Annotated in this window: 24 protein-coding genes and 2 pseudogenes; 14 read left to right on the top strand and 12 right to left on the bottom strand. The window is 65.2% G+C overall.

Annotated features, from left to right (window positions below; translation table 11 throughout):
• Window positions 1-8 precede the first annotated feature (8 nt).
• Window positions 9-761 carry a flagellar type III secretion system pore protein FliP gene (fliP, locus tag ACVMB0_RS32225; RefSeq protein WP_461348782.1) on the bottom strand — a complete coding sequence of 251 codons (753 nt, stop codon included), beginning with the start codon at window positions 759-761 and terminating at the stop codon, window positions 9-11.
• Window positions 758-1693 (bottom strand): flagellar biosynthetic protein FliO, encoded by a 936-nt coding sequence (locus ACVMB0_RS32220; RefSeq protein WP_461348781.1) that lies wholly within the window; start codon window positions 1691-1693, stop codon window positions 758-760. The genes fliP and ACVMB0_RS32220 overlap by 4 nt, the downstream gene beginning before the upstream one ends.
• 370 nt (window positions 1694-2063) lie before the next feature.
• Between ACVMB0_RS32220 and flgB the strand changes: the two genes are divergently transcribed.
• The 7 genes from flgB (at window position 2064) to cckA (ending at window position 8257) form a co-directional block, all read left to right on the top strand.
• Window positions 2064-2474, top strand: a complete 411-nt coding sequence (flgB, locus tag ACVMB0_RS32215) for a flagellar basal body rod protein FlgB (RefSeq protein ID WP_456797871.1) — start codon at window positions 2064-2066, stop codon at window positions 2472-2474.
• Between the two features lie 27 nt (window positions 2475-2501).
• Window positions 2502-2927 carry a flagellar basal body rod protein FlgC gene (gene flgC / locus ACVMB0_RS32210; RefSeq protein WP_456753855.1) on the top strand — a complete coding sequence of 142 codons (426 nt, stop codon included), beginning with the start codon at window positions 2502-2504 and terminating at the stop codon, window positions 2925-2927.
• A 26-nt stretch (window positions 2928-2953) separates the two neighbouring features.
• The gene (fliE, locus tag ACVMB0_RS32205; protein WP_050631837.1) at window positions 2954-3274 is read left to right on the top strand and encodes a flagellar hook-basal body complex protein FliE; all 321 of its coding nucleotides are present in this window, start codon (window positions 2954-2956) and stop codon (window positions 3272-3274) included.
• A 107-nt stretch (window positions 3275-3381) separates the two neighbouring features.
• Window positions 3382-3645, top strand: coding sequence for a flagellar biosynthesis protein FliQ (gene fliQ / locus ACVMB0_RS32200; protein ID WP_456753856.1), 264 nt, complete (start codon window positions 3382-3384; stop codon window positions 3643-3645).
• Between the two features lie 18 nt (window positions 3646-3663).
• On the top strand, window positions 3664-4434 hold the full coding sequence (gene fliR / locus ACVMB0_RS32195; protein ID WP_456753857.1) for a flagellar biosynthetic protein FliR: 771 nt from the start codon (window positions 3664-3666) through the stop codon (window positions 4432-4434).
• Between the two features lie 12 nt (window positions 4435-4446).
• Window positions 4447-5520, top strand: coding sequence for a flagellar biosynthesis protein FlhB (gene flhB, locus ACVMB0_RS32190; RefSeq protein WP_461348780.1), 1074 nt, complete (start codon window positions 4447-4449; stop codon window positions 5518-5520).
• Window positions 5521-5662: 142 nt separating this feature from the next.
• Window positions 5663-8257, top strand: coding sequence for a cell cycle histidine kinase CckA (gene cckA, locus ACVMB0_RS32185; RefSeq protein ID WP_461349750.1), 2595 nt, complete (start codon window positions 5663-5665; stop codon window positions 8255-8257).
• A gap of 100 nt (window positions 8258-8357) precedes the next feature.
• On the opposite strand, the gene ACVMB0_RS32180 is transcribed toward cckA, so the two are convergent.
• Window positions 8358-8609, bottom strand: a complete 252-nt coding sequence (locus tag ACVMB0_RS32180) for a hypothetical protein (protein ID WP_456753859.1) — start codon at window positions 8607-8609, stop codon at window positions 8358-8360.
• Between the two features lie 530 nt (window positions 8610-9139).
• On the opposite strand from ACVMB0_RS32180, the pseudogene ACVMB0_RS32175 reads away from it, so the two are divergent.
• Window positions 9140-10101, top strand: a pseudogene (locus ACVMB0_RS32175) (Tim44 domain-containing protein).
• Between the two features lie 298 nt (window positions 10102-10399).
• Here the strand turns inward: ACVMB0_RS32175 and ACVMB0_RS32170 are convergent.
• The gene (locus tag ACVMB0_RS32170; protein ID WP_461348779.1) at window positions 10400-10804 is read right to left on the bottom strand and encodes a DUF3606 domain-containing protein; all 405 of its coding nucleotides are present in this window, start codon (window positions 10802-10804) and stop codon (window positions 10400-10402) included.
• A gap of 153 nt (window positions 10805-10957) precedes the next feature.
• Here ACVMB0_RS32170 and ACVMB0_RS32165 point away from each other — a divergent pair, with 153 nt between their 5' ends.
• On the top strand, window positions 10958-11665 hold the full coding sequence (locus ACVMB0_RS32165; RefSeq protein ID WP_461348778.1) for a glutathione S-transferase: 708 nt from the start codon (window positions 10958-10960) through the stop codon (window positions 11663-11665).
• A gap of 110 nt (window positions 11666-11775) precedes the next feature.
• Here the strand turns inward: ACVMB0_RS32165 and ACVMB0_RS32160 are convergent, their stop codons facing one another.
• Both ACVMB0_RS32160 and ACVMB0_RS32155 read right to left on the bottom strand, forming a co-directional pair.
• Window positions 11776-12135 (bottom strand): GFA family protein, encoded by a 360-nt coding sequence (locus ACVMB0_RS32160; RefSeq protein ID WP_461348777.1) that lies wholly within the window; start codon window positions 12133-12135, stop codon window positions 11776-11778.
• Between the two features lie 9 nt (window positions 12136-12144).
• Complete coding sequence (locus ACVMB0_RS32155; RefSeq protein WP_461348776.1) at window positions 12145-12819, bottom strand: methyltransferase family protein; 675 nt, start codon at window positions 12817-12819, stop codon at window positions 12145-12147.
• A gap of 155 nt (window positions 12820-12974) precedes the next feature.
• Here ACVMB0_RS32155 and ACVMB0_RS32150 point away from each other — a divergent pair, with 155 nt between their 5' ends.
• Both ACVMB0_RS32150 and ACVMB0_RS32145 read left to right on the top strand, forming a co-directional pair.
• Window positions 12975-13301: an ArsR/SmtB family transcription factor gene (locus ACVMB0_RS32150; protein ID WP_461348775.1), complete on the top strand. Its 327-nt coding sequence runs from the start codon at window positions 12975-12977 to the stop codon at window positions 13299-13301.
• Window positions 13301-13741 carry an SRPBCC family protein gene (locus tag ACVMB0_RS32145; RefSeq protein WP_461348774.1) on the top strand — a complete coding sequence of 147 codons (441 nt, stop codon included), beginning with the start codon at window positions 13301-13303 and terminating at the stop codon, window positions 13739-13741. Before ACVMB0_RS32150 ends, ACVMB0_RS32145 begins: the two co-directional genes overlap by 1 nt.
• A gap of 4 nt (window positions 13742-13745) precedes the next feature.
• Here the strand turns inward: ACVMB0_RS32145 and ACVMB0_RS32140 are convergent.
• A pseudogene (locus ACVMB0_RS32140) lies at window positions 13746-14203 on the bottom strand (hypothetical protein).
• Between the two features lie 104 nt (window positions 14204-14307).
• Complete coding sequence (locus ACVMB0_RS32135) at window positions 14308-14625, bottom strand: Kazal-type serine protease inhibitor family protein (RefSeq protein WP_461348773.1); 318 nt, start codon at window positions 14623-14625, stop codon at window positions 14308-14310.
• A 233-nt stretch (window positions 14626-14858) separates the two neighbouring features.
• On the opposite strand from ACVMB0_RS32135, the gene ACVMB0_RS32130 reads away from it, so the two are divergent.
• Both ACVMB0_RS32130 and ACVMB0_RS32125 read left to right on the top strand, forming a co-directional pair.
• Window positions 14859-16514: a fumarate hydratase gene (locus ACVMB0_RS32130; RefSeq protein WP_461348772.1), complete on the top strand. Its 1656-nt coding sequence runs from the start codon at window positions 14859-14861 to the stop codon at window positions 16512-16514.
• Complete coding sequence (locus ACVMB0_RS32125; RefSeq protein WP_461348771.1) at window positions 16511-17185, top strand: DUF429 domain-containing protein; 675 nt, start codon at window positions 16511-16513, stop codon at window positions 17183-17185. Before ACVMB0_RS32130 ends, ACVMB0_RS32125 begins: the two co-directional genes overlap by 4 nt.
• A 9-nt stretch (window positions 17186-17194) precedes the next feature.
• Here the strand turns inward: ACVMB0_RS32125 and ACVMB0_RS32120 are convergent, their stop codons facing one another.
• The 4 genes from ACVMB0_RS32120 to ACVMB0_RS32105 form a co-directional block, all read right to left on the bottom strand.
• Window positions 17195-17491 (bottom strand): hypothetical protein, encoded by a 297-nt coding sequence (locus tag ACVMB0_RS32120; RefSeq protein ID WP_021077922.1) that lies wholly within the window; start codon window positions 17489-17491, stop codon window positions 17195-17197.
• Window positions 17492-17573: 82 nt separating this feature from the next.
• Window positions 17574-18128 (bottom strand): inner membrane-spanning protein YciB, encoded by a 555-nt coding sequence (locus tag ACVMB0_RS32115; protein WP_461348770.1) that lies wholly within the window; start codon window positions 18126-18128, stop codon window positions 17574-17576.
• A 57-nt stretch (window positions 18129-18185) separates the two neighbouring features.
• Window positions 18186-18761 carry a hypothetical protein gene (locus tag ACVMB0_RS32110; protein ID WP_461348769.1) on the bottom strand — a complete coding sequence of 192 codons (576 nt, stop codon included), beginning with the start codon at window positions 18759-18761 and terminating at the stop codon, window positions 18186-18188.
• A gap of 293 nt (window positions 18762-19054) precedes the next feature.
• Window positions 19055-20458 carry a carotenoid oxygenase family protein gene (locus ACVMB0_RS32105; RefSeq protein WP_461348768.1) on the bottom strand — a complete coding sequence of 468 codons (1404 nt, stop codon included), beginning with the start codon at window positions 20456-20458 and terminating at the stop codon, window positions 19055-19057.
• Window positions 20459-20570: 112 nt separating this feature from the next.
• Here ACVMB0_RS32105 and ACVMB0_RS32100 point away from each other — a divergent pair, with 112 nt between their 5' ends.
• Window positions 20571-21293 carry a TetR/AcrR family transcriptional regulator gene (locus ACVMB0_RS32100; RefSeq protein WP_461348767.1) on the top strand — a complete coding sequence of 241 codons (723 nt, stop codon included), beginning with the start codon at window positions 20571-20573 and terminating at the stop codon, window positions 21291-21293.
• The last annotated feature ends 70 nt before the right edge of the window (window positions 21294-21363 follow it).

The raw sequence follows: 21363 nt of genomic DNA, 5'->3' as shown, positions 1-21363 counted from the left end.
GCAGGGCGCTACCCCCCGTAACTCTGCACCAGGCTGCCGGCGACCAGCGCCCAGCCGTCGACCAGCACGAAGAAGATCAGCTTGAACGGCAACGAGACCACCACCGGCGGCAGCATCATCATGCCCATCGACATGAGGACCGAGGCGACCACGAGGTCGATGATCAGGAACGGCAGGAACAACAGGAAGCCGATCTCGAAGGCGCGCTTCAGCTCGGAGATCATGAAGGCCGGCACCAGGATGCGCAGCGACATCTCCTCGGGCGTCGCCGGCGGCGGCTCGCCGGAGAGATCCATGAACAGCTTCAGGTCCTTCTCGCGCACGTTCTTCTGCATGAAGCCGCGCAGCGGCACCGAAGCGCGCTGCAGCGCCTCCTCGACGCCGATCTGATTGGCGACCAGCGGCTTGATGCCGTCGTCATAGGATTTCTGCAGCACCGGCCCCATCACGAAGGCGGTGAGGAACATCGCCAGCGCGATCATCACCGAGTTCGGCGGCGCGGTGGCGGTGCCGAGCGCGGTGCGCAGCAGCGACAGCACCACCACGATGCGCGTGAACGACGTCATCATGACCAGGATCGACGGCGCGATCGACAGCACCGTGAGCAGCGCGATCAGCTGGATCGCGCGCTCGGTCACGCCGCCATTGCCGCCGCCGAGGTTGATGCTGATGTCCTGCGCCATCGCCGGACCAGCGAAGGATCCGGCGGCGATCAGGACAGCGATGAAAAAAACTCTACGCGGGACTGTCCCCGATCTCACGAAGGATTCTTCGGTCGGCCGAGCAGCGAGGCCATCTCGTCCTCGAGATTCTCGAAGCCGCTCTTCTGTCCGCCTGATGGCGGGGCGGGCGGCTCGCTGCGCGGGGCACGGGCCGGCGGCGCCTCGGGCGCAACCGGCGGCGCGACGGTTTCGCCGGCGCCGGTCGGGCGGCGTAGCGCCGCCTCGAGTCGCTGCGCCATCTCGGCGAGATTGGCATCGGCATTCGATGCCGGCGGCGGAGGTGCAGGTGACTGGGTTGCAACCGGCGGCGCAGCCGGGGGAGGCGGCGGCGTCACGGCACGCTCGGGCGCGCGCAGCGGCGGCGGTGCCTTCGGCGGCTCGGCGGCGCGCGGCGGACGCGGGATGGCAGGCTCGGAGCGCGGCGGCAGGCGCGGCGGCATCGGATCGGGCCGCGGCTCGCCGCGTTCGGGCGTGAAGCCGGCAAGCGGATCGCTGCGACGCTCGGCCAGCGGCGGCGGGGGCCGGCGCAGTTCGTCGGCAAAGGAGGGGCGCGCCGGACGCGGCGCCGGCTCAGGCTCGGGAAGCTCGAACGCGTCGGAGCGGGCGGCTTCGCTCTCGTTCCAGGCCGCATCCGGCAGCGGTGCTGCGCGCGGCAGCGCAGCCTCGGGCGCAACTGCGGGGCGGCTCGACATCTGATCGCGGCCGGGCATGGCCCGCACGATGTTCGGCTCGACGACGATGTCGGTCGGGCCGCCGATCATCAGCAGATGCTCGATATTGTCGCGGCGGACCAGCACCAGGCGGCGGCGGCCGTCGACGGCGGCGGCGTCGATCACCGCCAGGCGCGGCATTCGCCCACGGTTGGCATTGGCGCCGAGGCGGTTTCCGGCGAAGCGGCGAACGAGCCATGCGGTCACGCCGATCAGCGCCAGCACGACAACGAATGCCAAGACGAATGTAATGACCTGCATATTGGAGTCCCCGGCCATCGTGGCCTTCCTCAGCTTCCGCCATCAACGAGCGCGGATTGATAGATGTGGTTTGCGCCAGCGAATCGCGCCCGAGATTCGCCTTATTTCTTAATTCCCAGCGGCTTGCAGCCCATTGTTCTATTAATAAACCAAGAATCGCTTGTCCCAAAACGACTTCTCAGCGCCCCACGCTGTCTTGGTTGGTGCTGGTTAACGCAGCATTCGTGGCGAAAATGCGCTCGCCGGCCGCCGTTGCGGCGTTCTCCACGGCTCCATCGGATATTTTAACCACCCGTTAACCATACACCGGGCAAATTCTGCCTACCTCGGAAGGCCCATGGGCGTCCAAGAGGTTAACGGAGTCGCCGCGATGGCCATGAACGATCTCCCGATCCTGTCGGCGTTGCGCACCAAGATGCAGTGGCATCAGGAGCGCCAGCGGGTGCTGGCCGAGAACATTTCCAATTCCGACACGCCGAACTTCCGGCCGCGCGACCTGGTCGAGCCGACGTTCGACAAGGGCGGCGCGACCGTCGGCGCCGGCATGGGGACGCTGCCGATGATGCAGACCAGCGCCACCCATATGGCGGCGTCCGGCGCGCCGGACACTTTCGACAATGATCGCGGCAAGAGCGGGTTCCAGACCCGCCCGGCCGGCAACGCGGTCAATCTCGAGGAGCAGATGCTGAAAGTGTCGGCCAACCAGATGGACTTCGCCGCCGCCACCTCGCTCTACAGCAAGAGCCTGCATCTGCTGAAGACCGCGATCGGCAAGGGCTAGGCCATTTAACGGCGGCGGGAGGATCCCATGGCAGACGGAACAAGCGATTTCGCCCGCTCGATGAGCATCGCGACCTCGGGCCTGCGGGCGCAGGCGGGGCGGATGCGGGTGATCTCGGAAAACATCGCCAATGCCGATTCGACCGCGCAGACCGCGGGCGGCGATCCCTATCGCCGCAAGGTGCCGACCTTCTCCTCGGCGCTCGATCGCACGCTCGACGCCCAGGTCGTGACGCTCGGCCGGATTCGCCCCGACCAGTCGTCATTCCGCGTCAAGCACGAGCCGGGCAATCCGGCAGCGGACGCCTCCGGCAACGTCAAATATCCGAACGTCAATGCGATGGTCGAAATGACCGACATGCGCGACGCCCAGCGCTCCTACGAGGCGAACCTCAACATCATCAGCGCGACGCGGCGGATGATCCAGCGCACGCTCGACATCCTCAAGTCCTGACGCAACAAGAACAGGGAACGTAACTCATGGCTACACCGACAGTCGCCGCCAATGCCTATGCCAGCCTCGCCAGGATGATGGAGCGCGGCGGCGCCGAGAAGGCCGGGCTGGGCGGGCAGGCCGTCGCCGGCCCGTCGTTCAGCGCGCTGCTGAAGGACTCCGTCGGCAGCGTGCTGGAAGCGGGCAAGAAATCCGACGCGCAGACCATGGCGATGGCCTCGGGCAAGGCCAATGTGATGGACGTGGTGACCGCGGTCGCCGACACCGACGTTGCGGTGTCGACGCTGGTCTCGGTCCGCGATCGCGTGATCCAGGCCTACGAAGACATCATGAAGATGCCGATTTGACGACGGTGTCATTCCGGGATGGTCCGAAGGACCAGACCCGGAATCTCGAGATTCCGGGTTCGCTTCGCGCCCCGGAATGACTGAACAACCAGCAAGCGAGAACAGTAATGACCGGCCCTGAAACTCTCGACGTGGCGCGCGATGCGATCTGGACCATCGTGGTGGTGTCGTCGCCCCTGATGGTGGTCGGCCTGGTGGTCGGCGTCGTGGTGTCGCTGTTCCAGGCGCTGACCCAGATCCAGGAGCAGACGCTGGTCTTCGTGCCGAAGATCCTCGCGATCTTCGTCACATTGCTGCTGGCGCTGCCGTTCATGGCGGACTCGCTTAGTAGCCACATGATGCGGATTTCATCGCGAATCATCGGCGGTTGATGCACTAATGCCGCGGTCATGCGCATCGATGTCTCCCTGCTGCCGGCGCTGGCCGCAATCTTCGTGCTGGTCTTCGCGCGCGTGGGCGCGATGGTGATGCTGCTGCCCGGTTTCGGCGAGAGCAACATCCCGGCGCGGGTCAAGCTGTCGATCGCGCTGCTGCTGACGCTGATCATCCTGCCGCTGCATCGCAACGCCTACCATGTCGACCTGACGTCGATCTCCGCGCTCGGCGTCCTGATGGTGCATGAGCTCATCATCGGCATCGTGCTCGGCGCCACCGCGCGGGTGACGCTGTCGGCGCTCAACGTCGCGGGCTCGGTGATCGCCCAGCAGCTCGGCCTCGGCTTCGTCACCGCCGTTGATCCGACCCAGGGCCAGCAGGGCCAGATCGTCGGCAACTTTCTCACCATCCTCGGCCTGACGCTGCTGTTCGCCACCGACAGCCACTATCTCGTGATCGCGGCGCTGAGCGAGAGCTACCGGATCTTCTCGCCCGGCGAGATCATGCCGACCGGCGACGTCGCCGCGCTCGCGACCTCGGCGTTCTCCGCCGCCTTCAAGATCGGCCTGCAGCTGTCGGCGCCGTTCCTGGTGTTCGGCCTCGTCTTCAACATCGGGCTCGGCGTGCTGGCGCGGCTGATGCCGCAGATGCAGGTCTATTTCGTCGGCGTGCCGCTCTCGATCATGGTCGGCTTCCTGATCTTCGCCGCCGTGCTCGCGGCGATGATGAGCACCTATTTCGACTACTTCAACGGCGTCATGCGCCAGCTCGCTCCGATGAACTAATCAGGAGCAGAAATGGCCGACGATACCGAAGACAAAACAGAAGACCCGACGCAAAAACGCCTCGACGAAGCCCTCGAGAAAGGCGACGTCGTCAAGAGCCAGGAGGTCAACACCTGGTTCATGATCGCCGGCGCCACGCTGGTGCTGTCGACCTTCGCCGGCTCGATCGGCGGCGGCATCTTGATGCCGCTGCGCAACCTGATCGCCAATTCATGGATGATCCGCACCGACGGTGCGGGCCTGCTGCAGCTGACCCAGACGCTTGGCTACGCCGTGGTCGCCGCGATCGGCGTGCCGTTCCTGATGCTGGCGCTGGCCGCGGTCGCCGGCAACATGATCCAGCATCAGCTGGTGTGGTCGGGCGAGCAACTGAAGCCGAAATTCTCCAAGATCTCGCCGGCGGCCGGCTTCAAGCGGCTGTTCGGCAAGCAGGCGGTGGCGAACTTCCTGAAGGGCCTGTTCAAGCTGATCGCGCTCGGCGCCGTGATGGTCATGGTGCTGTGGCCCGATCGGATGCGGATGGAATCGTTCCTGCGGGTCGACCCGGCCGAGCTGCTGCCCGCCATCACCGGCATGACCGTGCACCTGATGGCGGCGGTGGTCGCGATCCTCGCCGCGGTTGCGATTGCCGACTACTTCTTCCAGTACCGGACCTGGTACGAGCGTCACAAGATGTCGCTGCAGGAGATGAAGGAGGAGTTCAAGCAGTCGGAAGGCGACCCGCACGTCAAGGGCAGGATCAAGCAGTTGCGGGTCCAGCGCGCCAGGAAGCGCATGATGGCCCAGGTTCCGAAGGCCTCGGTGATCATCACCAACCCGACCCACTATTCGGTGGCGCTGGCCTACGACCGCAGCATGTCGGCGCCGATCTGCGTCGCCAAGGGCGTCGACGTCCTCGCGTTCAAGATCAGGGAGATCGCCAAGGGGCACGACATTCCGATCGTGGAGAACGTGCCGTTGGCCCGGGCGCTCTATGCGACCGTCGACATCGACAAGGAAATCCCGGTCGAGCACTATCATGCGGTTGCCGAAATCATCGGCTACGTGATGCGGCTGAGGCGCGGCCTGTCCGGCCAGCGTAAGTAAAAGGGCGGAAAACCGCTTGAAATGCGCGTAACTTGCGAAATTGCCGCCTGATGGACTTGCGTTTTCGGGTCCGATTCAGGCACTCAGGTGCGAGGTGGCCGGCCGGTCGCCTTCGTGATGCAGACGAGCCATGTCTCTCCAGATGACCGCCGATAGCAACGATCCTCCCGCGGCCGAGCCGTTCGTGGCCCACGGGCCGGCGCGGCGCAGCGGCAGCATCCTGCTGGTGGTCCTGATCGCCATCGGCATCGTCGCCGTGGCGGTCTGGCTGATGACCATCGGCCGCACCCAGGCGCAGCCCTATATCCTCGCCGTGCTGGCGCTGCTTGCGACCGTCGGCCTGTTCAACCTGTTCGCGCTCGCTGCCGGCATCATCCGCTTTTCCGACCGCACCGCCGACGATCCGGTGATGGCCCGGATCGCCGACCAGGCCCAGGAAGGGCTGGTCGTCACCGACTCCCGCGGCCACGTGGTCTACTCCAACGCCGCCTATCTCGCGCTGACCGGCGCGGCCGGGCCGCAGGACGTCCGTCCGGTCGAACGCGTCTTCATCGGCAACCCCGATGTCTCCGAGGCGGTGTTCCGCCTCCTGAAGGCGGCACGCGAGGGCAAGCGGCAGCAGGAGGAGGTCCGCATCGCCGGCCATGAGGCCGCACAAGGTGGTGCACAGGGCCGCTGGCTGCGGCTCAGGGTCCGGCCGCTCGGCGAGGGCAAGCGCGACGCGAAATATGCGGTGTGGTCGATCGCCGACATCACGCGCGACCGCGAGCGCCAGGAAGACGTGTTCCAGGAGCTGCGGCACGCGATCGAATATCTCGACCACGCGCCATGCGGCTTCTTCTCGGTCAATCCGGCCGGCGAGATCGCCTATGTCAACGCCACGCTCGCCAACTGGCTGGACTACGACCTGGCCGAGATCGGTTCGGGCGGCCTGAAGCTGACCGACATCGTCTCGGGCGACGGCGCGGCGCTGCTGACCTCGATCGCGGCGGTGCCGGGCGAGGTCAAGACCGAGGTGTTCGACATCGACCTGCGGATGCGCGGCGGCAAGACCGTGCCGGTGCGGCTCTATCACAAGCTCGCCTTCGGCGCCGACGGCGCGGCGGGCGCCTCGCGCACGCTGGTGATCAGCCGCGCCCGCGACGAGCGTTCCGATCCGGAGCGCGCCGCCGAGGTGCGCTTCATGCGCTTCTTCGACCATACGCCGATGGCGATCGCGACCGTCGATCGCGGCGGCAACGTGGTCGGCGCCAATGCGCGCTACGCCAAGCTGGCGCAGGGCCTGAACGGCGACGGCGGCGCCGCCAAGTCGATCTTCCGCGCGGTCAATCCGCGCGACCGCGGCCTCCTGATCGCCGCGATCAACCAGGCCGCCGATGGGCAGGGCGATATCGCGCCGGTCGAGGTGATGCTCGACGGCCCCAAGGAGCGCTTCGCCCAGTTCTTCGTCACGACCATCGAGAAGGACGAGCGCGACGCCGAGACCGCGATCGTCTACATGCTCGAGATCACCGAGCGGCGCGCGCTGGAAAACCAGATCAACCAGTCGCAGAAGATGGAGATGGTCGGCCAGCTCGCCGGCGGCATCGCGCACGACTTCAACAACGTGCTCTCCGCCATCATGATGGCCAACGACTTCCTGCTGAACGCGCACAAGCCGACCGACCCGTCGTTCCAGGACATCATGCAGATCAAGCAGAACGCCACCCGCGCCGCGACGCTGGTGCGGCAGCTGCTGGCGTTCTCGCGCCGCCAGACGCTGCGGCCGCAGGTGCTGGATCTCGGCGATGCATTGAGCGACCTCACGATGCTGCTGCGCCGGCTGATCGGCGAGAAGGTCAAGCTCGACTTGGTGCATGGCCGCGACCTGTGGCCGGTGAAGGTCGACGTCTCGCAGTTCGAGCAGGTCGTGGTCAATCTCGCGGTCAACGCGCGCGACGCGATGCCCGACGGCGGCAAGCTCACCATCCGCACCGCCAATGTGCCGACCGAGGAGGCCGCCCAGCTCGCCAACAAGGGCATGCCGGCGGCCGACTATGTGAAGATCGAGATTGCTGACACCGGCACCGGCATTCCGCACGAGATCATCGACAAGATCTTCGAGCCGTTCTTCTCGACCAAGGAGGTCGGCAAGGGCACAGGCCTCGGCCTGTCCACCGTGTACGGCATCGTCAAGCAGACCGGCGGTTTCGTCTATGTCGATTCCGTGCCGGGCGGCGGCACCACGTTCCGCATCTACCTGCCGCGGCATCGCCAGGAACGGGAGATTGTGCAGGAGGCCGCACCGGAGGTGCAGGCCGGCAACAGCGCGGCGAAGGAAGCCGTCGCCGCTGCCGAGGCGGCCAAGCCGAAGCCCGATCTCACCGGGCAGGGCACCATCCTGCTGGTCGAGGACGAGGACGGCCTGCGCTCGCTCAATGCGCGCGGCCTGCGCTCGCGCGGCTACAGCGTGATCGAGGCGGCCAACGGCGTCGAGGCGCTGGAAGCGTTCGAGGAGAAGAACGGCGCCGTCGATCTCGTCGTCTCCGACGTCGTGATGCCGGAGATGGACGGCCCGACGCTACTCAAGGAAATGCGCGGTCGCAATCCGGAGCTGAAGATCATCTTCGTCTCCGGCTACGCCGAGGACGCCTTCGAGAAGAGCCTGCCGGAAAACCAGCAATTTGCGTTCCTGCCGAAACCGTTCACGCTGACGCAGCTGGTCGCCGCGGTGAAGGAAACCATGACCGCGAACTAGGGCGTGTGCTCATAAACGTCGGCTTCCAGTCGTAGAGCGGAAGTTGCCCAGCTCGGTCGTGATCGGCGGCTTTTGACCCTTTGCGGAAGTCGCAACCGCTTTATTCATCGTTTGGTACGCCGATCTTTTCGGTTGATCGACCGATGCTGCGCAACCTATCATTAGTCAGGATGAAAACAGCTCGCACTTCCACTTTGATCGCCCTGCTGCTCTCCGCTATGACGGCCGCGGCACTGCTGCTGATTAATCCTCCAAAGGCATGCCCCGGCTGGCACTTGCGCCATTCTTCAACCTCCTTATGGGAGGCGCTGGCGGTGTGGACAGCTCCAATATTAGCGTTCCACTGTTTCATTGTGGTTCGATGGGATTGGTGCTTGCGCAGAGCGGCTGAAAAGGACCAACTAGCCTTGGTACCCGTTGAGTACATTCTAATTCGGATGTGCCTCATGGGAGCAGCGGCTTCTCAGCTTCCCCTGTTTTTGGTTCTTGACTGCGTCGGAAAGTAACCACAGCGACTTAGACGCGCTTGGTTGGCAACATTGTCCGCAGTTGGCCCAAAACCGACAAGCCATCGTCATGCGGCGATGTCAGGTTTTCGAGGTAAATCCGCCATGGCCAATTTATGAGGACGCGCCCTAGCTATACGTCGAGGCGCATGCGCTTTGGCTTCTCGCAGGTGCGAGGCGAAATTCCGGCGCGGCTACGGTTGAACCGAAACCTCGTCTCGCGCTAGGACGCGCCGTCGCATCCACAAGGACCATAGTGTCACATCGCCGCGACCGAGGGCCGCAGCCGCGATTCCCGTTTCCCGCTTCACTTTTATCAGGCCCTGCCCATCTTAGGGGCGTTTCCCCATGCCGGGGATCCTTTGAGGAAACCAACATGAATTTCTCGCAACGCACGCGTGGAATTGTTCGGGCGGTCGCCGTCGCGATGGCGCTGGCGCTGCCCGTGATGATGACCGTTTCGGCGGCCGACGCCCGCGTTGGCGGTGGCGGCTCGCGCGGCTCGCGGACGTTCTCCGCGCCGCCCTCGACCAACACCGCGCCGGGCTCGGTTGCGCCGCTGAACCGCACCTTCAGCCAGCCCGGTAGCCCGGGCATGAACTCGCCGGCGGCGGCGAATTCCGGCGGCCTGTTCGGCCGCGGCGGAATGGGCCGTGGCCTGCTCGGCGGCCTCGCCGCGGGCTTCCTTGGTGCCGGCCCTGTTCGGCATGCTGTTCGGCGGCGGCCTGTTCTCGGGTCTCGGCGGCCTGTCGTCGATGCTCGGCCTCCTGCTGCAGATCGGCCTGATCGTGCTCGTGGTCCGGCTTGCGATGTCGTGGTGGCAGCGCCGCAACCAGCCGGCCGCTGCCTACGCGGGCGGACCCGACGTCGGCCCCGGCCCGCAGGCCAACGCCCGCTCGGGCTTCGGCTTCGGCCTCGGCGGCGGATCGAACGCGCCGGTCGAGATCGCGTCCGCCGACTACGAGACCTTCGAGCGGCTGCTCGGCGAGATCCAGGCTGCGTGGTCGCAACGAGGACATTGCGAAGCTGCACACGCTCGCGACGCCGGAGATGGTGTCGTACTTCTCCAGGGATCTCGAGGACAACAAGGCGCGCAACGTCACCAACAAGACGTCCAATGTGAAGCTCCTGCAGGGCGATCTGGCGGAAGCCTGGCGCGAAGGCGACAGCGAATATGCGACGGTTGCGATGCGCTATTCGCTGGTCGACACCATGCTCGAGCGCGGCACCGGCCGCCAGATCAGCGGCGGGCAGCCCGAGGAGGTCACCGAGGTCTGGACCTTCGTGCGCCAGCGCGGCGGCAATTGGGAGCTCTCGGCGATCCAGCAGACCAACTGATCGCTGGTCCGAGATGACGGACAAGGCGCCGCGGCTTGGTCCGCGGCGCTTTTGTTTTGCGCGCTTCATTCGCGTGTCGTGGCATCGGCGGCGATGGCCCGCTGTCTTACTTCGCGGCGCATTGAGGCGGCAGTACGGGGGCAGTCAGAACGTCTGCGCGTGTATGCCCGTCATTGCGAGGAGCGATAGCGACGAAGCAATCCATCTGTCCACATATGCCGCACAATGGATTGCTTCGCGGGGCCTGTCATCGGGCGCGGGTTCGCGCGGCCCGTTGGCTCGCAATGACGGAAGGCGCTCAGGCCTTCTTGCGCTTGGTCGTCTTCTTGACGGCCTTCTTGGCGGCCTTCTTTTTCTTCGCTGCTTTCTTCGCCGCGAAGTAGGCCCCGACCTTCTTCGAGGAATGTCCGACCTCGTCGACCGCCGCCTTCAGCCGGGCAGGGGTTACCTTGAACTTCTTCGACCAGTAGCGGACCTCGTAGGGCTGGCTGAGCGCGATCAGCGCGCGGTCGGCGGCCTTGTGGCGCTGCTCCTGGAAGTGGGCTTCCACCTTCCTGGCTGAATGCCCGACCTTCTTGACCGCGGCCTTGAGCTTGGCCGGCGTGACCTTGAACTTCTTGGACCAGTACGCAACTTCGTAGGACTCGCTCAACGCGATCAGAGCGCGATCCTGTGCGCCCCGCTTCTTCTTGTTGTCCGCCATCAGATGATCCTTCGTCGAAGATTCCACGTTGGAACCTTAGCAGTCGCCGCGCGGTTCGCACAGGCGGACTGCGCGAGGTAGACGATCTGACGACGGCGCGGCTACGATCGACCTTGCGCGAACCGATGCGGTGAAGTTTTTGGAGATAAGTCCATGCACTATCAGCTTTACTACTGGCCGATGATCCAGGGGCGCGGCGAATATGTCCGTCTCGCGCTCGAGGATGCGGGCGCGGATTATACCGATGTCGCGCGGGCCAAGGGCGGCACCGGCGCCATGATGAAGATGATGGACGCGCACAAGGGCACGCCGCCGTTCGCGCCGCCGTTCCTCAAGGCAGGCCAGCTCGTGATCGGGCAAACCGCCAACATCCTGCTCTATCTCGGCGCGCGCCATGGCCTGGCGCCGAAAGCTGAAGGCGGAAAGCTCTGGGTGCATCAGCTGCAGCTGACGATCGCGGATTTCGTGCTGGAGATCCACGACACCCATCATCCGCTCGGCCCATCGCTGTATTACGAGGACCAGAAGGCGCCGGCGAAGAAGCGCACGGAAGAGTTCTGGAAATCGCGGGTGCCGAAATATCTCGGCTATTTCGAGGATCTGGTCGCGGCGAATGGCGGCGCGTTCGTCACCGGCCGCAGGCTGACCTATGTCGACCTGTCGCTGTTCCAGATCGTGGAAGGCCTGCGCTACGCGTTTCCAAAGCGCACGGCGGCATATGAGAAGAAGGTTCCGCGCCTGATCGCGCTCCGCGATCGCGTCGCCGAGCGGCCGAACATCAAGGCCTATCTGGCGAGCGCGCGGCGGATCCCGTTCAACGAGGAGGGGATCTTCCGGCGCTACAAGGCGCTGGATTTGTAGGTACACCGTCATTCCGGGGCGCGCGGAGCGCGAGCCCGGAATCCATAACCACGATCGTGAGTATGGATTCCGGGCCTGCGCCTGCGGCGCATCCCGGAATGACGAAGGAACTACCGACTTTTCCCGTCCACCGCCGTCATCTTGATCTTCGACAGATCGATGCCGTCGATGCAGCTGACATTCAGCGCCACGATGTCGCTGCCGTCGGGCTTGTTGCCGCGCGCGAACACGTCGACGCCGCAATCGACGCAGAGCTGGTGGCGGATGGCGTGGCGGTTGAAGAGATATTCCTTCAGGTTCTCGGCGCCGGCGCGGAGCCGGAAGCTCGACGGCGGTATGAATACGAAATGCAGGCCTTTCTTGGTGCAGATCGAGCAGTTGCAGGCGGTGACCATGGCCATGTCGGTGGTGCATTCGAAGCGGACCTGGCCGCAATGGCAGCCGCCGGTGTAGATCTTGCTCTCTGCCATGATCGCTCCTCACCACAGCCCGGGCACGAGGCGGTAGCGCACCCGTGCCGTATAATCGGCATAGCCTGACAATCCCGCCACCAGCGTGCGCTCCTCGATCCGGGTGCGGAACGCGAACATCGCGAAGAACACCGGCACAAAGGCCAGGCCCCACCAGGAGCCGAGCGTCAGCGGCACGCCGATGAAGAACAGCATCACGCTCGTATACATGGGATGGCGGACCAGCGCGTAGGGCCCGGTCGAGATCACGTGATGGTCGCGCTCGCTCTGCACCTTCACGACCGGTGCCGCGAACGAGTTGGTGCGGAACACCCACAGGATCAGCACGGTCGAGAGCAGGTACAGCGCGAGGCCGAGCACGATCAGCGCCACGCCGGCATTGGCGCCGCCAAAACGGCGGTCGAGCCCCATCGCGATGAACCACAGCACCGCAATGACCAGGAAGGCCAGCATAAAGCGCTTGTCTTCGGTGGGCTGGCCCTCACGTGCGGTGAGCCGCATGCGCTCGGCCAGCAGGCCGGGATCGACCTTGGCGAGCCACAGCCCGCAGGCCGGGCCGATCAGCGCCGAGGCGATCAGATAGGCCCACGCGCCGGGCCAGTGCAGCGTACCGGCGAAGGCAAACAGCAGCGCGGCCATGGCGATGACGAAGAAGGTGTTTTGCACGAGGAGCTTTGCGATCATGGGCGGCTCCGTGAGTCCGGCCGCGATTATCGCACCCTTTTCCCGGCAGGCATGCGGCCCCGATCATCAACTTTCGGAGCGGGTGAGGGGTTCCTGGGGCGCGGTCGCATCGCACCTCAATTGACAATCGTATAAGTAATTGCTTATATATCTGCATGACCGCAGCCATGCAGCTGACCAATGTGCTCAAGACCCTCGCGGACCCGACGCGGCGCGCGGTGTTCGAGCGGATCATCCGCGAAGGCGAGATCGCCGCGACCGGGCTGGTGCAGGGCTCCAAGGTGTCGCAGCCGGCGGTGTCGCAACATCTGCGCGCGTTGCGTGACGCCGGGCTGGTCGCCGAGCGGCGCGAGGGCCGGCACATCCACTACCGCGTCGCGCCGAAGGGGCTCAGTCCGCTGATCGACTGGCTCGGCCACTACGAGACGTTCTGGGCCGAGCGCTTCGCCAATCTGGAGAAATTGTTGAAGGAGAGTGAGTGATGAGCGAGACGCACGCGATCACGGTCGAGAAGGTGCTGCCCTATGCCGCCGACAGGATCTGGCGGACGCTGACCACGAGCGAATTGCTGATGAAATGGCTGATGCCGAACGATTTTCAGCCGCGCGTCGGACACCGCTTCAACTTCCGCACCAAGCCGATCGGCGACTGGGACGGCGTCGTGCATTGCGAGGTGCTGGATTGCGATCCGCCGCGCCTGCTGCGCTATTCCTGGAAGGGCGGCGCCGATACCAATCCGCAATACGGCTCGAAGCTCGACTCGGTGGTCACCTGGACGCTGACGCCGGTCGACGGCGGCACGCAGGTCCGCATGGTGCATGACGGCTTCGTGTTCCCCGGCAACCGCTTCGCCTTCGACATGATGAGCCCGGGCTGGGGCAAGATCGTCGACGCGATCGGCCGGGTCACCGCGGAAGCCTGACGCATTACTCGTTGTTGCCGCGGCGGACCGCGTGATCGAGGCATCGGTCCTGTTGCGCGTGCATTCGAGATTGAGGCGGCGATAGCGCATGGTGATGGTGTTGCCGCGCAGGATGCCCATCCGTTTCAGGCAGCGCGAGGTGCCGGTGGTGGCGTCGTCCTTCGGCACGGTGAAGATCAGCGCGGTGGCCGAGCCGACCAGATTGAAGAACTCCGGCTTCATCTTGCGATCGGTCTTGGCATAGAGCTCGATCGCATAGTCCTTGCCGCGGCAGCCGAGCGACAATTCCTTCGCCGCCGGGTGTGTGAGGTAGGTGATGTTGGCGGCGCTGAAATTGACCTTCAGGCCGTCGATCTGGCCGGCGAGCTGCTTGGCGATATCCACGCAGGGATCGGCATGCGCGGGTGCGGCGGCAAAGCCGGTCGCCAGCGCGATCAGCGCGGCCGGCAGGGTGGAGCGGATGCTGAAAGCGCGTCGGCGCAACGGTGCTGTCACGAAATACCCCCGCGGTATGAAAATACGCGAAGTTACATGCAGGCTCCCGCGCGGCGCGTCAACATCGCCGGTCAGGACGGGCACTTGCCGTCCTGCGCCTTGGAGGCGCCGGCGGCGCGGCGCTCGCAATCATTGCCATAGGTCTTGCCGTCGCAGCCGCACACCGGCTTGAAGATCTTGTTGCAGATCGTCGGCCGGAACGCGCAGCTGCCGGACTGGTCGGCACGGCCGCATTGCCCCGGCTTGAACTGGCAGAACTGGCCGCGACTGCTGCATTGCAGGCCGGCAAGGCCGCCGCAGGACCTGCCGAGACGCGCGGCATCGGCGCCGCCCGGGAGGGCGACCAGCAGGGCCAGCGCCGCAAACCGGATCACAAGCGCTGTCTTCATGAAGGTCTCCTGGTGGCTTCCCCGGCCGATTGGCGGTGTGCTGCGCGTTGTGGCAACCCGAGATCACGGTGGCATGAAACCTAGCATATGGATTGCGGTCCCGCGCATGGCTGGAAGGCAGCCGGCTTCCCTTTCCTTTGCCCGAAAAAAGGCTTAGAACGGCTCTACATTGCCGGCGGCCCCGCGGCCGGACCGGCCTTTCGAACCCGGCCTGCAAGCCCAAAGAGCAGCTCATGAACGCCCCCTCCGCCTTCCCCGACCAGCAGAAGCCCGTTCCGCCCTACAAGCACACGCCCTTGTTCCCGCTGGGTGCCGACACCACGCCCTACAAGAAGGTGACGAGCGAGGGCGTCCGGGTCGAGAAGGTCTTGGGCAAGGACATGCTGGTGGTGTCGCGCGAGGCGCTGCGGGCGCTCTCCGAGGCGGCGTTCGGCGACATCAACCACTATCTGCGGCCGGGCCATCTGAAGCAGCTGCGCTCGATCCTCGAGGACAAGGAAGCCAGCGACAACGACAAGTTCGTCGCCTTCGATTTCCTCAAGAACGCCAACATCGCCGCCGGCGGCGTGCTGCCGATGTGCCAGGACACCGGCACCGCGATCATCATGGGCAAGAAGGGCTGCAACGTCATCACCGACGGCGAGGACGAGGCCGCGTTGTCCGAAGGCGCACGCGACGCCTATCTGCGCCGCAATCTGCGCTACTCGCAGGTGGCTCCCTTGTCGATGTATGAGGAGAAGAACACCGCCAACAACATGCCGGCGCAGTGCGAGATCTACGCCGAGGGTGACGACGCCTACAAGTTCATGTTCATGGCCAAGGGCGGCGGAAGCGCCAACAAGAGTTTTCTGTTCCAGGCAACGCCCTCGGTGCTGACCAAGGACCGGCTGCTGGCGTTCCTGAAGGAGAAGGTGCTGACGCTCGGCACCGCGGCGTGCCCGCCGTATCACCTTGCGATCGTGATCGGCGGCACCTCGGCCGAGCTCTGCATGAAGACCGTGAAGCTCGCGTCGGCGCGTTATCTCGATGCGTTGCCGACCCACGGCTCGCCCGACGGCAATGCGTTCCGCGATCTCGAGATGGAGCAGGAAATCCTCAAGATGACGCAAAGCCTGGGGGTGGGCGCGCAGTTCGGCGGCAAGTATTTCTGTCACGACGTGCGCGTGATCCGGATGCCGCGCCACGGCGCCTCGCTGCCGATCGGGCTTGGCGTGTCCTGTTCGGCGGACCGCCAGGTGCTCGGCAAGATCACCAGGGACGGTGTCTATCTCGAGGAGCTCGAGCACAACCCGGCGCAGTATCTGCCCGCGGTCGAGCAGTCGCTCGGCGGCGAGGTGGTCAAGATCGACCTCAACAAGCCGATGAAAGAAATTCTGGCGACGTTGTCGCAATATCCGATCAAGACCCGCGTCTCGATGACCGGCACCATGATCGTGGCGCGCGACTCCGCCCACGCCAAGCTGCGCGAGCGGCTGGAGAAGGGCGAGCCGCTGCCGGATTATTTCAAGAACCATCCGGTCTACTACGCCGGCCCCGCCAAGACGCCTGACGGCTACGCTTCCGGCGCGTTCGGCCCGACCACCGCGGGCCGCATGGACTCCTTCGTCGATCAGTTCCAGGCCGCGGGCGGCTCGATGGTGATGGTCGCCAAGGGCAACCGCGCGGTCGCGGTGCGCGAGGCCTGCAAGAAGCACGGCGGCTTCTATCTCGGCTCGATCGGCGGTGCGGCGGCGAACCTCGCCGAGCACTGCATCAAGAAGGTCGAGGTGGTCGAGTATCCCGAGCTTGGCATGGAAGCGATCTGGCGCATCGAAGTGGTCGATTTCCCGGCCTTCATCATCATCGATGACAAGGGCAACGACTTCTTCAAGGAATTGAACCTGGGTTGAGGGTTTTAGGCCTCGACGGATTCTCCAAAGGCTGGGTCGCCGTCAGCATCGACGGCGACCGGCGTACGATTTCCTTTCATGGCGACATTGCGGACGCGTTGTCGCGTCCGTTCGACCGTGCCGGGATCGATATCCCGATCGGCATGACCGACGACGGCGAACGCGGCTGCGACCGTCTCGCGCGCGAGCGCCTGCGGCCGCATACCTCGCGCGTCTTCACCGGTGCCCGGCGCTGGCTGTGGCAGGAGTTCGACGATCCCGACGCAGCGAATCGTGAAGCGCAACGCCGCGGCCAGACCTGCGTCTCGCGCCAGCTCTGGCACATCGGCAAGAAGATCATGGAGGTCGATGCGTTCGTCCGCGCGGACCCCTCGCGCGACATCCGCGAGGTGCATCCCGAACTGGTGTTCCTGCTGCTGAACGCGGGGGTGCCGCTGCCGCGCAAGAAGTCGGAGGAGGGCGATGCGCTGCGTTGCAGGCTGCTGAAGCGAGCGGGCTTTCGCGAGATCGATCGCTGGCTCACCGTCGCGCGGATCGGCAGCGGTGCGAAGCGCGACGATGTGCTGGATGCCTGCGCGGTGGCGCTCGCGGCCCATCAACCGAACGGCTGCGTTCCCGAGGGACAGCAGCCGCTGGATGCGCATGATCTGCCGATGCAGATCTGGTTCTAGAGGCGGTGTCTACGCCCGCGTGCCGGTGAAGGGGAAGCTGCCCATCGGGCCGATGCCCATCTCGCCGGAGATGCCGTCGCCGGCGACCTTGCCGGTGAATTCGAGCGTCAGCGGCATCGGGTTGGTGATGGAGACCTTCCAGGCGACGTCGTCGCCGTTCACGGTGCCGTCGAAGATTTCGGTGGAGTTGCCCTCGGCGCCCTGCGTGCCGGTGAGCGTGCCGCCGGAGCTTGCCAGCGACAGCGTCGCCTTGCGCTCGCCCATCGGCGTCGTCATCGTCAGATTCCAGTTTCCGTCCACCGCCATCGATGTCTCCCCTCGAGGTGAAAAGCGTGCGCGGCGGTATAGCCCATCTTGCCGCGCGCGCCTAGTTCGCGGCTAGCGACGATCAGGCGCGGGCGGTGGCGCGCAGCCGGCTGCCGACCAGGACGCGGAACGCGACGTACTGGATCGCGAAGGCCGCGATCTTCGCACCAAGCAGCACCACCGACACGTAGAACGCCCACAGCTTCATGTCGCCGGTCGCCGCGGTCGCGATGGTGCCGGCGGCGAGGATGAACATCAACCCGGCCCAGGCATAGCCGGCGAGGGTGGCGTATTCCGGAATGGTCTCGGTCACGATCGGCGGCAGATAGCGCAGCACCCAGCCGCGCTTCAGCATGATCGCGCCGATCGCGATGTGGCCGATCGCGGGCTTGGCCAGCACGAAGCGCGGATCGTTGGTGACGAGCGTCGCGCCGCCCAGCACGATCACCAGGCCAAGGCTTGCCCAGGTCATGTAGCCGAGCGCCTGTCCCCTGACGCGTGCATACAGCACTTGCGTGATCGCACCCGCGATCGCGACGCCGGTGGCGATCAGCACATTGTCGGTGGCGAGATAGACCACCAGGAAGACGATGGTGGAGAGGAAGTCGCTCGCGAGCCTGGCAAATACGCTCTTCATCGTGGTGGTTTCCGTTTCCTCGGGGCGGTGATTGCTTTGGTGTCGTGACCTTAGCGGTCAGTGCGACGGCAACGCGCCGGCCGGCGGCGCGCCGTCCTTGGCCATGCGATATTGCGGATACCAGCGGGTGAAGCCGACCGCGGCGTTGCGCGCCGCAAAGGCGATCAGCAGGCCGGTCCACAGCGGCAGGGCGGGTACGTAGAGCACCGCGATGTTGCCGATCAACATCGACAGCGTCGCGGCGGTCCAGGCGCCGGTGATCAGATAGTTGGCATGGAGGAAGCCAGGCTGCTTCGCGATCTCGGCATGGACCTGCTCGAGCGCATATTGCCGCGTGAAGGGATGGCCGATCAGGATCGAGCCGAGCGACACCACGAGCATGCCGACATCGACCGCGATCTTCACCGCGATGCTGCTCGGCGTCGCGTCGACAAAGGTGAGGTAGCAGCCGACTGCGGTGAACACGATGACCGAGCCGACACCGAGGATCTTGATGCTGCGGCCGCGCGCGATATCGAATGCGATGACGGCAAGGCAGATCAGGGCGGCGCAGAGCAGGCTCACCGTGGCCGAGGTCACCAGCATCAGCGTGGCAAAGGCGCCGTAGGGAGCGAGGATCAGGAAGATCGTCATCGGGAGTCTCACCGGCTGATCTTTACATCGTAAAGATAGCCTAGAGGTGGACAAGGCGAGGTCAAGCGAAATCTTTACAGTGTCAAAATCGTGATGCGGTCTGCAAAAATCATGAAACGTCAATGCTCTGCGGGTGCGATGAGTGGCTATCGATTTCTCCGCGTCGTCATGGCCGGGCTTGTCCCGGCCATCCACGCCTTGCTGCAAGCGGCGAGAAAGACGTGGATGCCCGGCACGGGGCCGGGCATGACGATTGGAGAGACTGATGCTCTTACGTCTGAGACGATCGGCAGCTACCGCGCTCCGACCCAATTGCCGTGGAATCCATCCGGCACCCGGTGGCCGAGATGGACCAGCGCGGCCGGGCCTGCCTCGACATCCTGCGCGTTGAACACGGCGAGGTCGCTGCGGTTTTCGCGGGCGCGCCAGACCACCGCGAGCAGCCAGCCGTCGCCTTCAGCCGCGTCGGCGCTGCGTTCGACGAACACCGGCTCGGAGATGGTATCGCCGGCGGGCAGGAGATAATGGCCGACCCGCTTGCCACGGCCGTCGACATGCACGATGCCGGACAGCGCACCGAACATCGGTAGGTCAGGGTTGGCGCAGGCGTACCAGCCGTGATGGCTGGCAAATCCGGCGCGACGATCGTCGATGCGGGGGAATTCGCCGGTGAGGTCGTCGAGATAGGTTTGCGTGAAGCGGTCGGTATTCCCTGAGAGGTCGAAAGTCCAGCGGCAATAGCGCGCGCGGTTCTTCTTCGGGTCGGTCGGCGAGCCGTCGGGATGGTTGAACAGCGGCGCTTCCTCGAACTGCATCACATCGGCGATGATGCGGTTGCCGTCTTCCCACGCGTTCATGACGTGGAAGACGTAGCAGGTCTCGGCACGGAACCAGATGATGTCCTTTGACGAACCGCTCCGCTTCATCACGCCGACATAGGCGCCTTTGTCCGGCTCCCAGGCATAGGGCGCCTGTCCCTTCATCGCGCGCTGCATGCTGCCTGATATCGGCAGGATCGGAAACAGCACGTGGTTCTCGGTGACGATGAAGTCGTGCACCATGCTGGCATAGGGCGCCTCGAAGCGCTCGAACCGGCTCACCACGCCGGACGAGTTCACCGCACCGAATGACAGCGCGGGGGTCAGCGGACCCGCGGCGTTGTAGCCGAAGAACACCATCTCGCCGGTGACCGGGTGGATCTTGGGATGCGCGGTGAAGGGGCCAGAGATCGCGCCCTGGTAGTCGCAATAACCGAGGCGAGTGAGCGTGCCGGAGTCGATCTCGGTCGGCAAATGGCTCTCGACCAGCGCGAGCAGCTTGCCGCCGTGGTAGATGATGTTGGTGTTGGCGACGCAGCCATCGGTCGTGATGTCGGCGGGAGCGTCCGGCAGCTTGCGGCCGAAGCCGCCAAACAGCGCGCGGCCGGCGTCGTGCTCGGCCTGCCATTTCGCGGTGCGGACCCAGCGGTTGCGGTAGCTGGCGCGGCCGTTCTCGAGATGGAAGGCGTGCAGCATGCCGTCGCCGACGAACCAGTGCGCGCCCGGCACATCGAATTGCGGATTGGGGCCGTTACGATAGAGCGTGCCGTTCAGTTCGCGCGGCAATTCGCCCGAAATCTTTGGGAATGGCGCATCGGCTTCGAACGGGATCGGCGCCAGATTGGTCCGCGCCGCGGTGGATGTGACCTGGTCGAGCATTCCGATCTCCCTGCATTGTGATCTTTACATCGTAAAGATACCAGTAGGGACGGCACCGTCGGTCGTCAAGCAAAATCTTTACAGTGTAAAAATTGCGACCTATAACGGCCGCATGGCAAGATTATCCAAGGAAAACAAGGCGACGCGGCCGGCGCGGGCTTCGGCCCGCCGGGTTGCGCGTGGGGTCTCCGATCGTCCGCCGCGGCGCCGGGCCACCGACACACCGTATCATCATGGCGACCTGCACGAGGCGCTATTGAGAGCCGCCGAGCGCGTGCTCGAGCGTGACGGACTGGCGGGGCTGACCCTGCGGGCGGTGGCACGCGAGGCCGGCGTGTCGCACGCCGCGCCCACGCATCATTTCGGCGATCTCACCGGTTTGCTCAGCGAACTCGCAGCGATCGGCTTTCGGCAATTCGGCCAGGCGATGGCGGCGGCCGACGCTTCGGCGGCGACACCGCCCGAAAAGGGCGTGGCGAGCGCCAAGGCTTACGTCGCCTATGCGCAGGCGCATCCCGGCATGTATGGGCTGATGTTCCGCAGCGAGCGGCTCGATCATTCGCGGCCGTCGCTGCACGAGGCGTCGGAGGCCTCGTTCGCAGGGCTGACCCGCGGCGTCGGCGCCAGCCGGCATGAGCAGATCTCCAAGGAGCAGCTTACGCTGGATCAGGCGGCCGCGATCGCATCGGCCTGGTCGCTGGTGCATGGCTTCACCATGCTGCTGCTCGATGGGCGCCTCAAGACCATTCTGGACCGGGCGCCCGAGGGCACATCCGTGGAAGCGCTCTTGACCGCGATGCTGCGATTGTCCGCGGGCCGCTCGGCGCGGCCCTAGCATGATCCGGAAAAGTGCGAAGCGGTTTTCCGAAAAGATCATGCTCAAACAAAGAGAAGGCGCGATGACG

This window comes from Bradyrhizobium sp. USDA 4451 (assembly GCF_054822585.1).
Note: the sequence above shows the minus strand (reverse complement) of the source record. Positions and strands in the feature narration are given on the sequence as shown.

Bases quoted from the DNA above. Each gene is read 5' to 3' on its own strand.
- ACVMB0_RS32220 (WP_461348781.1), bottom strand. From the start codon at position 1,693: ATGCAGGTCATTACATTCGTCTTGGCATTCGTTGTCGTGCTGGCGCTG.
- flgB (WP_456797871.1), top strand. From the start codon at position 2,064: ATGGCCATGAACGATCTCCCGATCCTGTCGGCGTTGCGCACCAAGATG.
- flgC (WP_456753855.1), top strand. From the start codon at position 2,502: ATGGCAGACGGAACAAGCGATTTCGCCCGCTCGATGAGCATCGCGACC.
- fliE (WP_050631837.1), top strand. From the start codon at position 2,954: ATGGCTACACCGACAGTCGCCGCCAATGCCTATGCCAGCCTCGCCAGG.
- fliQ (WP_456753856.1), top strand. From the start codon at position 3,382: ATGACCGGCCCTGAAACTCTCGACGTGGCGCGCGATGCGATCTGGACC.
- fliR (WP_456753857.1), top strand. From the start codon at position 3,664: ATGCGCATCGATGTCTCCCTGCTGCCGGCGCTGGCCGCAATCTTCGTG.
- flhB (WP_461348780.1), top strand. From the start codon at position 4,447: ATGGCCGACGATACCGAAGACAAAACAGAAGACCCGACGCAAAAACGC.
- cckA (WP_461349750.1), top strand. From the start codon at position 5,663: ATGACCGCCGATAGCAACGATCCTCCCGCGGCCGAGCCGTTCGTGGCC.
- ACVMB0_RS32180 (WP_456753859.1), bottom strand. From the start codon at position 8,609: ATGAAACAGTGGAACGCTAATATTGGAGCTGTCCACACCGCCAGCGCC.
- ACVMB0_RS32170 (WP_461348779.1), bottom strand. From the start codon at position 10,804: ATGGCGGACAACAAGAAGAAGCGGGGCGCACAGGATCGCGCTCTGATC.
- ACVMB0_RS32165 (WP_461348778.1), top strand. From the start codon at position 10,958: ATGCACTATCAGCTTTACTACTGGCCGATGATCCAGGGGCGCGGCGAA.
- ACVMB0_RS32160 (WP_461348777.1), bottom strand. From the start codon at position 12,135: ATGGCAGAGAGCAAGATCTACACCGGCGGCTGCCATTGCGGCCAGGTC.
- ACVMB0_RS32155 (WP_461348776.1), bottom strand. From the start codon at position 12,819: ATGATCGCAAAGCTCCTCGTGCAAAACACCTTCTTCGTCATCGCCATG.
- ACVMB0_RS32150 (WP_461348775.1), top strand. From the start codon at position 12,975: ATGACCGCAGCCATGCAGCTGACCAATGTGCTCAAGACCCTCGCGGAC.
- ACVMB0_RS32145 (WP_461348774.1), top strand. From the start codon at position 13,301: ATGAGCGAGACGCACGCGATCACGGTCGAGAAGGTGCTGCCCTATGCC.
- ACVMB0_RS32135 (WP_461348773.1), bottom strand. From the start codon at position 14,625: ATGAAGACAGCGCTTGTGATCCGGTTTGCGGCGCTGGCCCTGCTGGTC.
- ACVMB0_RS32130 (WP_461348772.1), top strand. From the start codon at position 14,859: ATGAACGCCCCCTCCGCCTTCCCCGACCAGCAGAAGCCCGTTCCGCCC.
- ACVMB0_RS32120 (WP_021077922.1), bottom strand. From the start codon at position 17,491: ATGGCGGTGGACGGAAACTGGAATCTGACGATGACGACGCCGATGGGC.
- ACVMB0_RS32115 (WP_461348770.1), bottom strand. From the start codon at position 18,128: ATGAAGAGCGTATTTGCCAGGCTCGCGAGCGACTTCCTCTCCACCATC.
- ACVMB0_RS32110 (WP_461348769.1), bottom strand. From the start codon at position 18,761: ATGACGATCTTCCTGATCCTCGCTCCCTACGGCGCCTTTGCCACGCTG.
- ACVMB0_RS32105 (WP_461348768.1), bottom strand. From the start codon at position 20,458: ATGCTCGACCAGGTCACATCCACCGCGGCGCGGACCAATCTGGCGCCG.
- ACVMB0_RS32100 (WP_461348767.1), top strand. From the start codon at position 20,571: ATGGCAAGATTATCCAAGGAAAACAAGGCGACGCGGCCGGCGCGGGCT.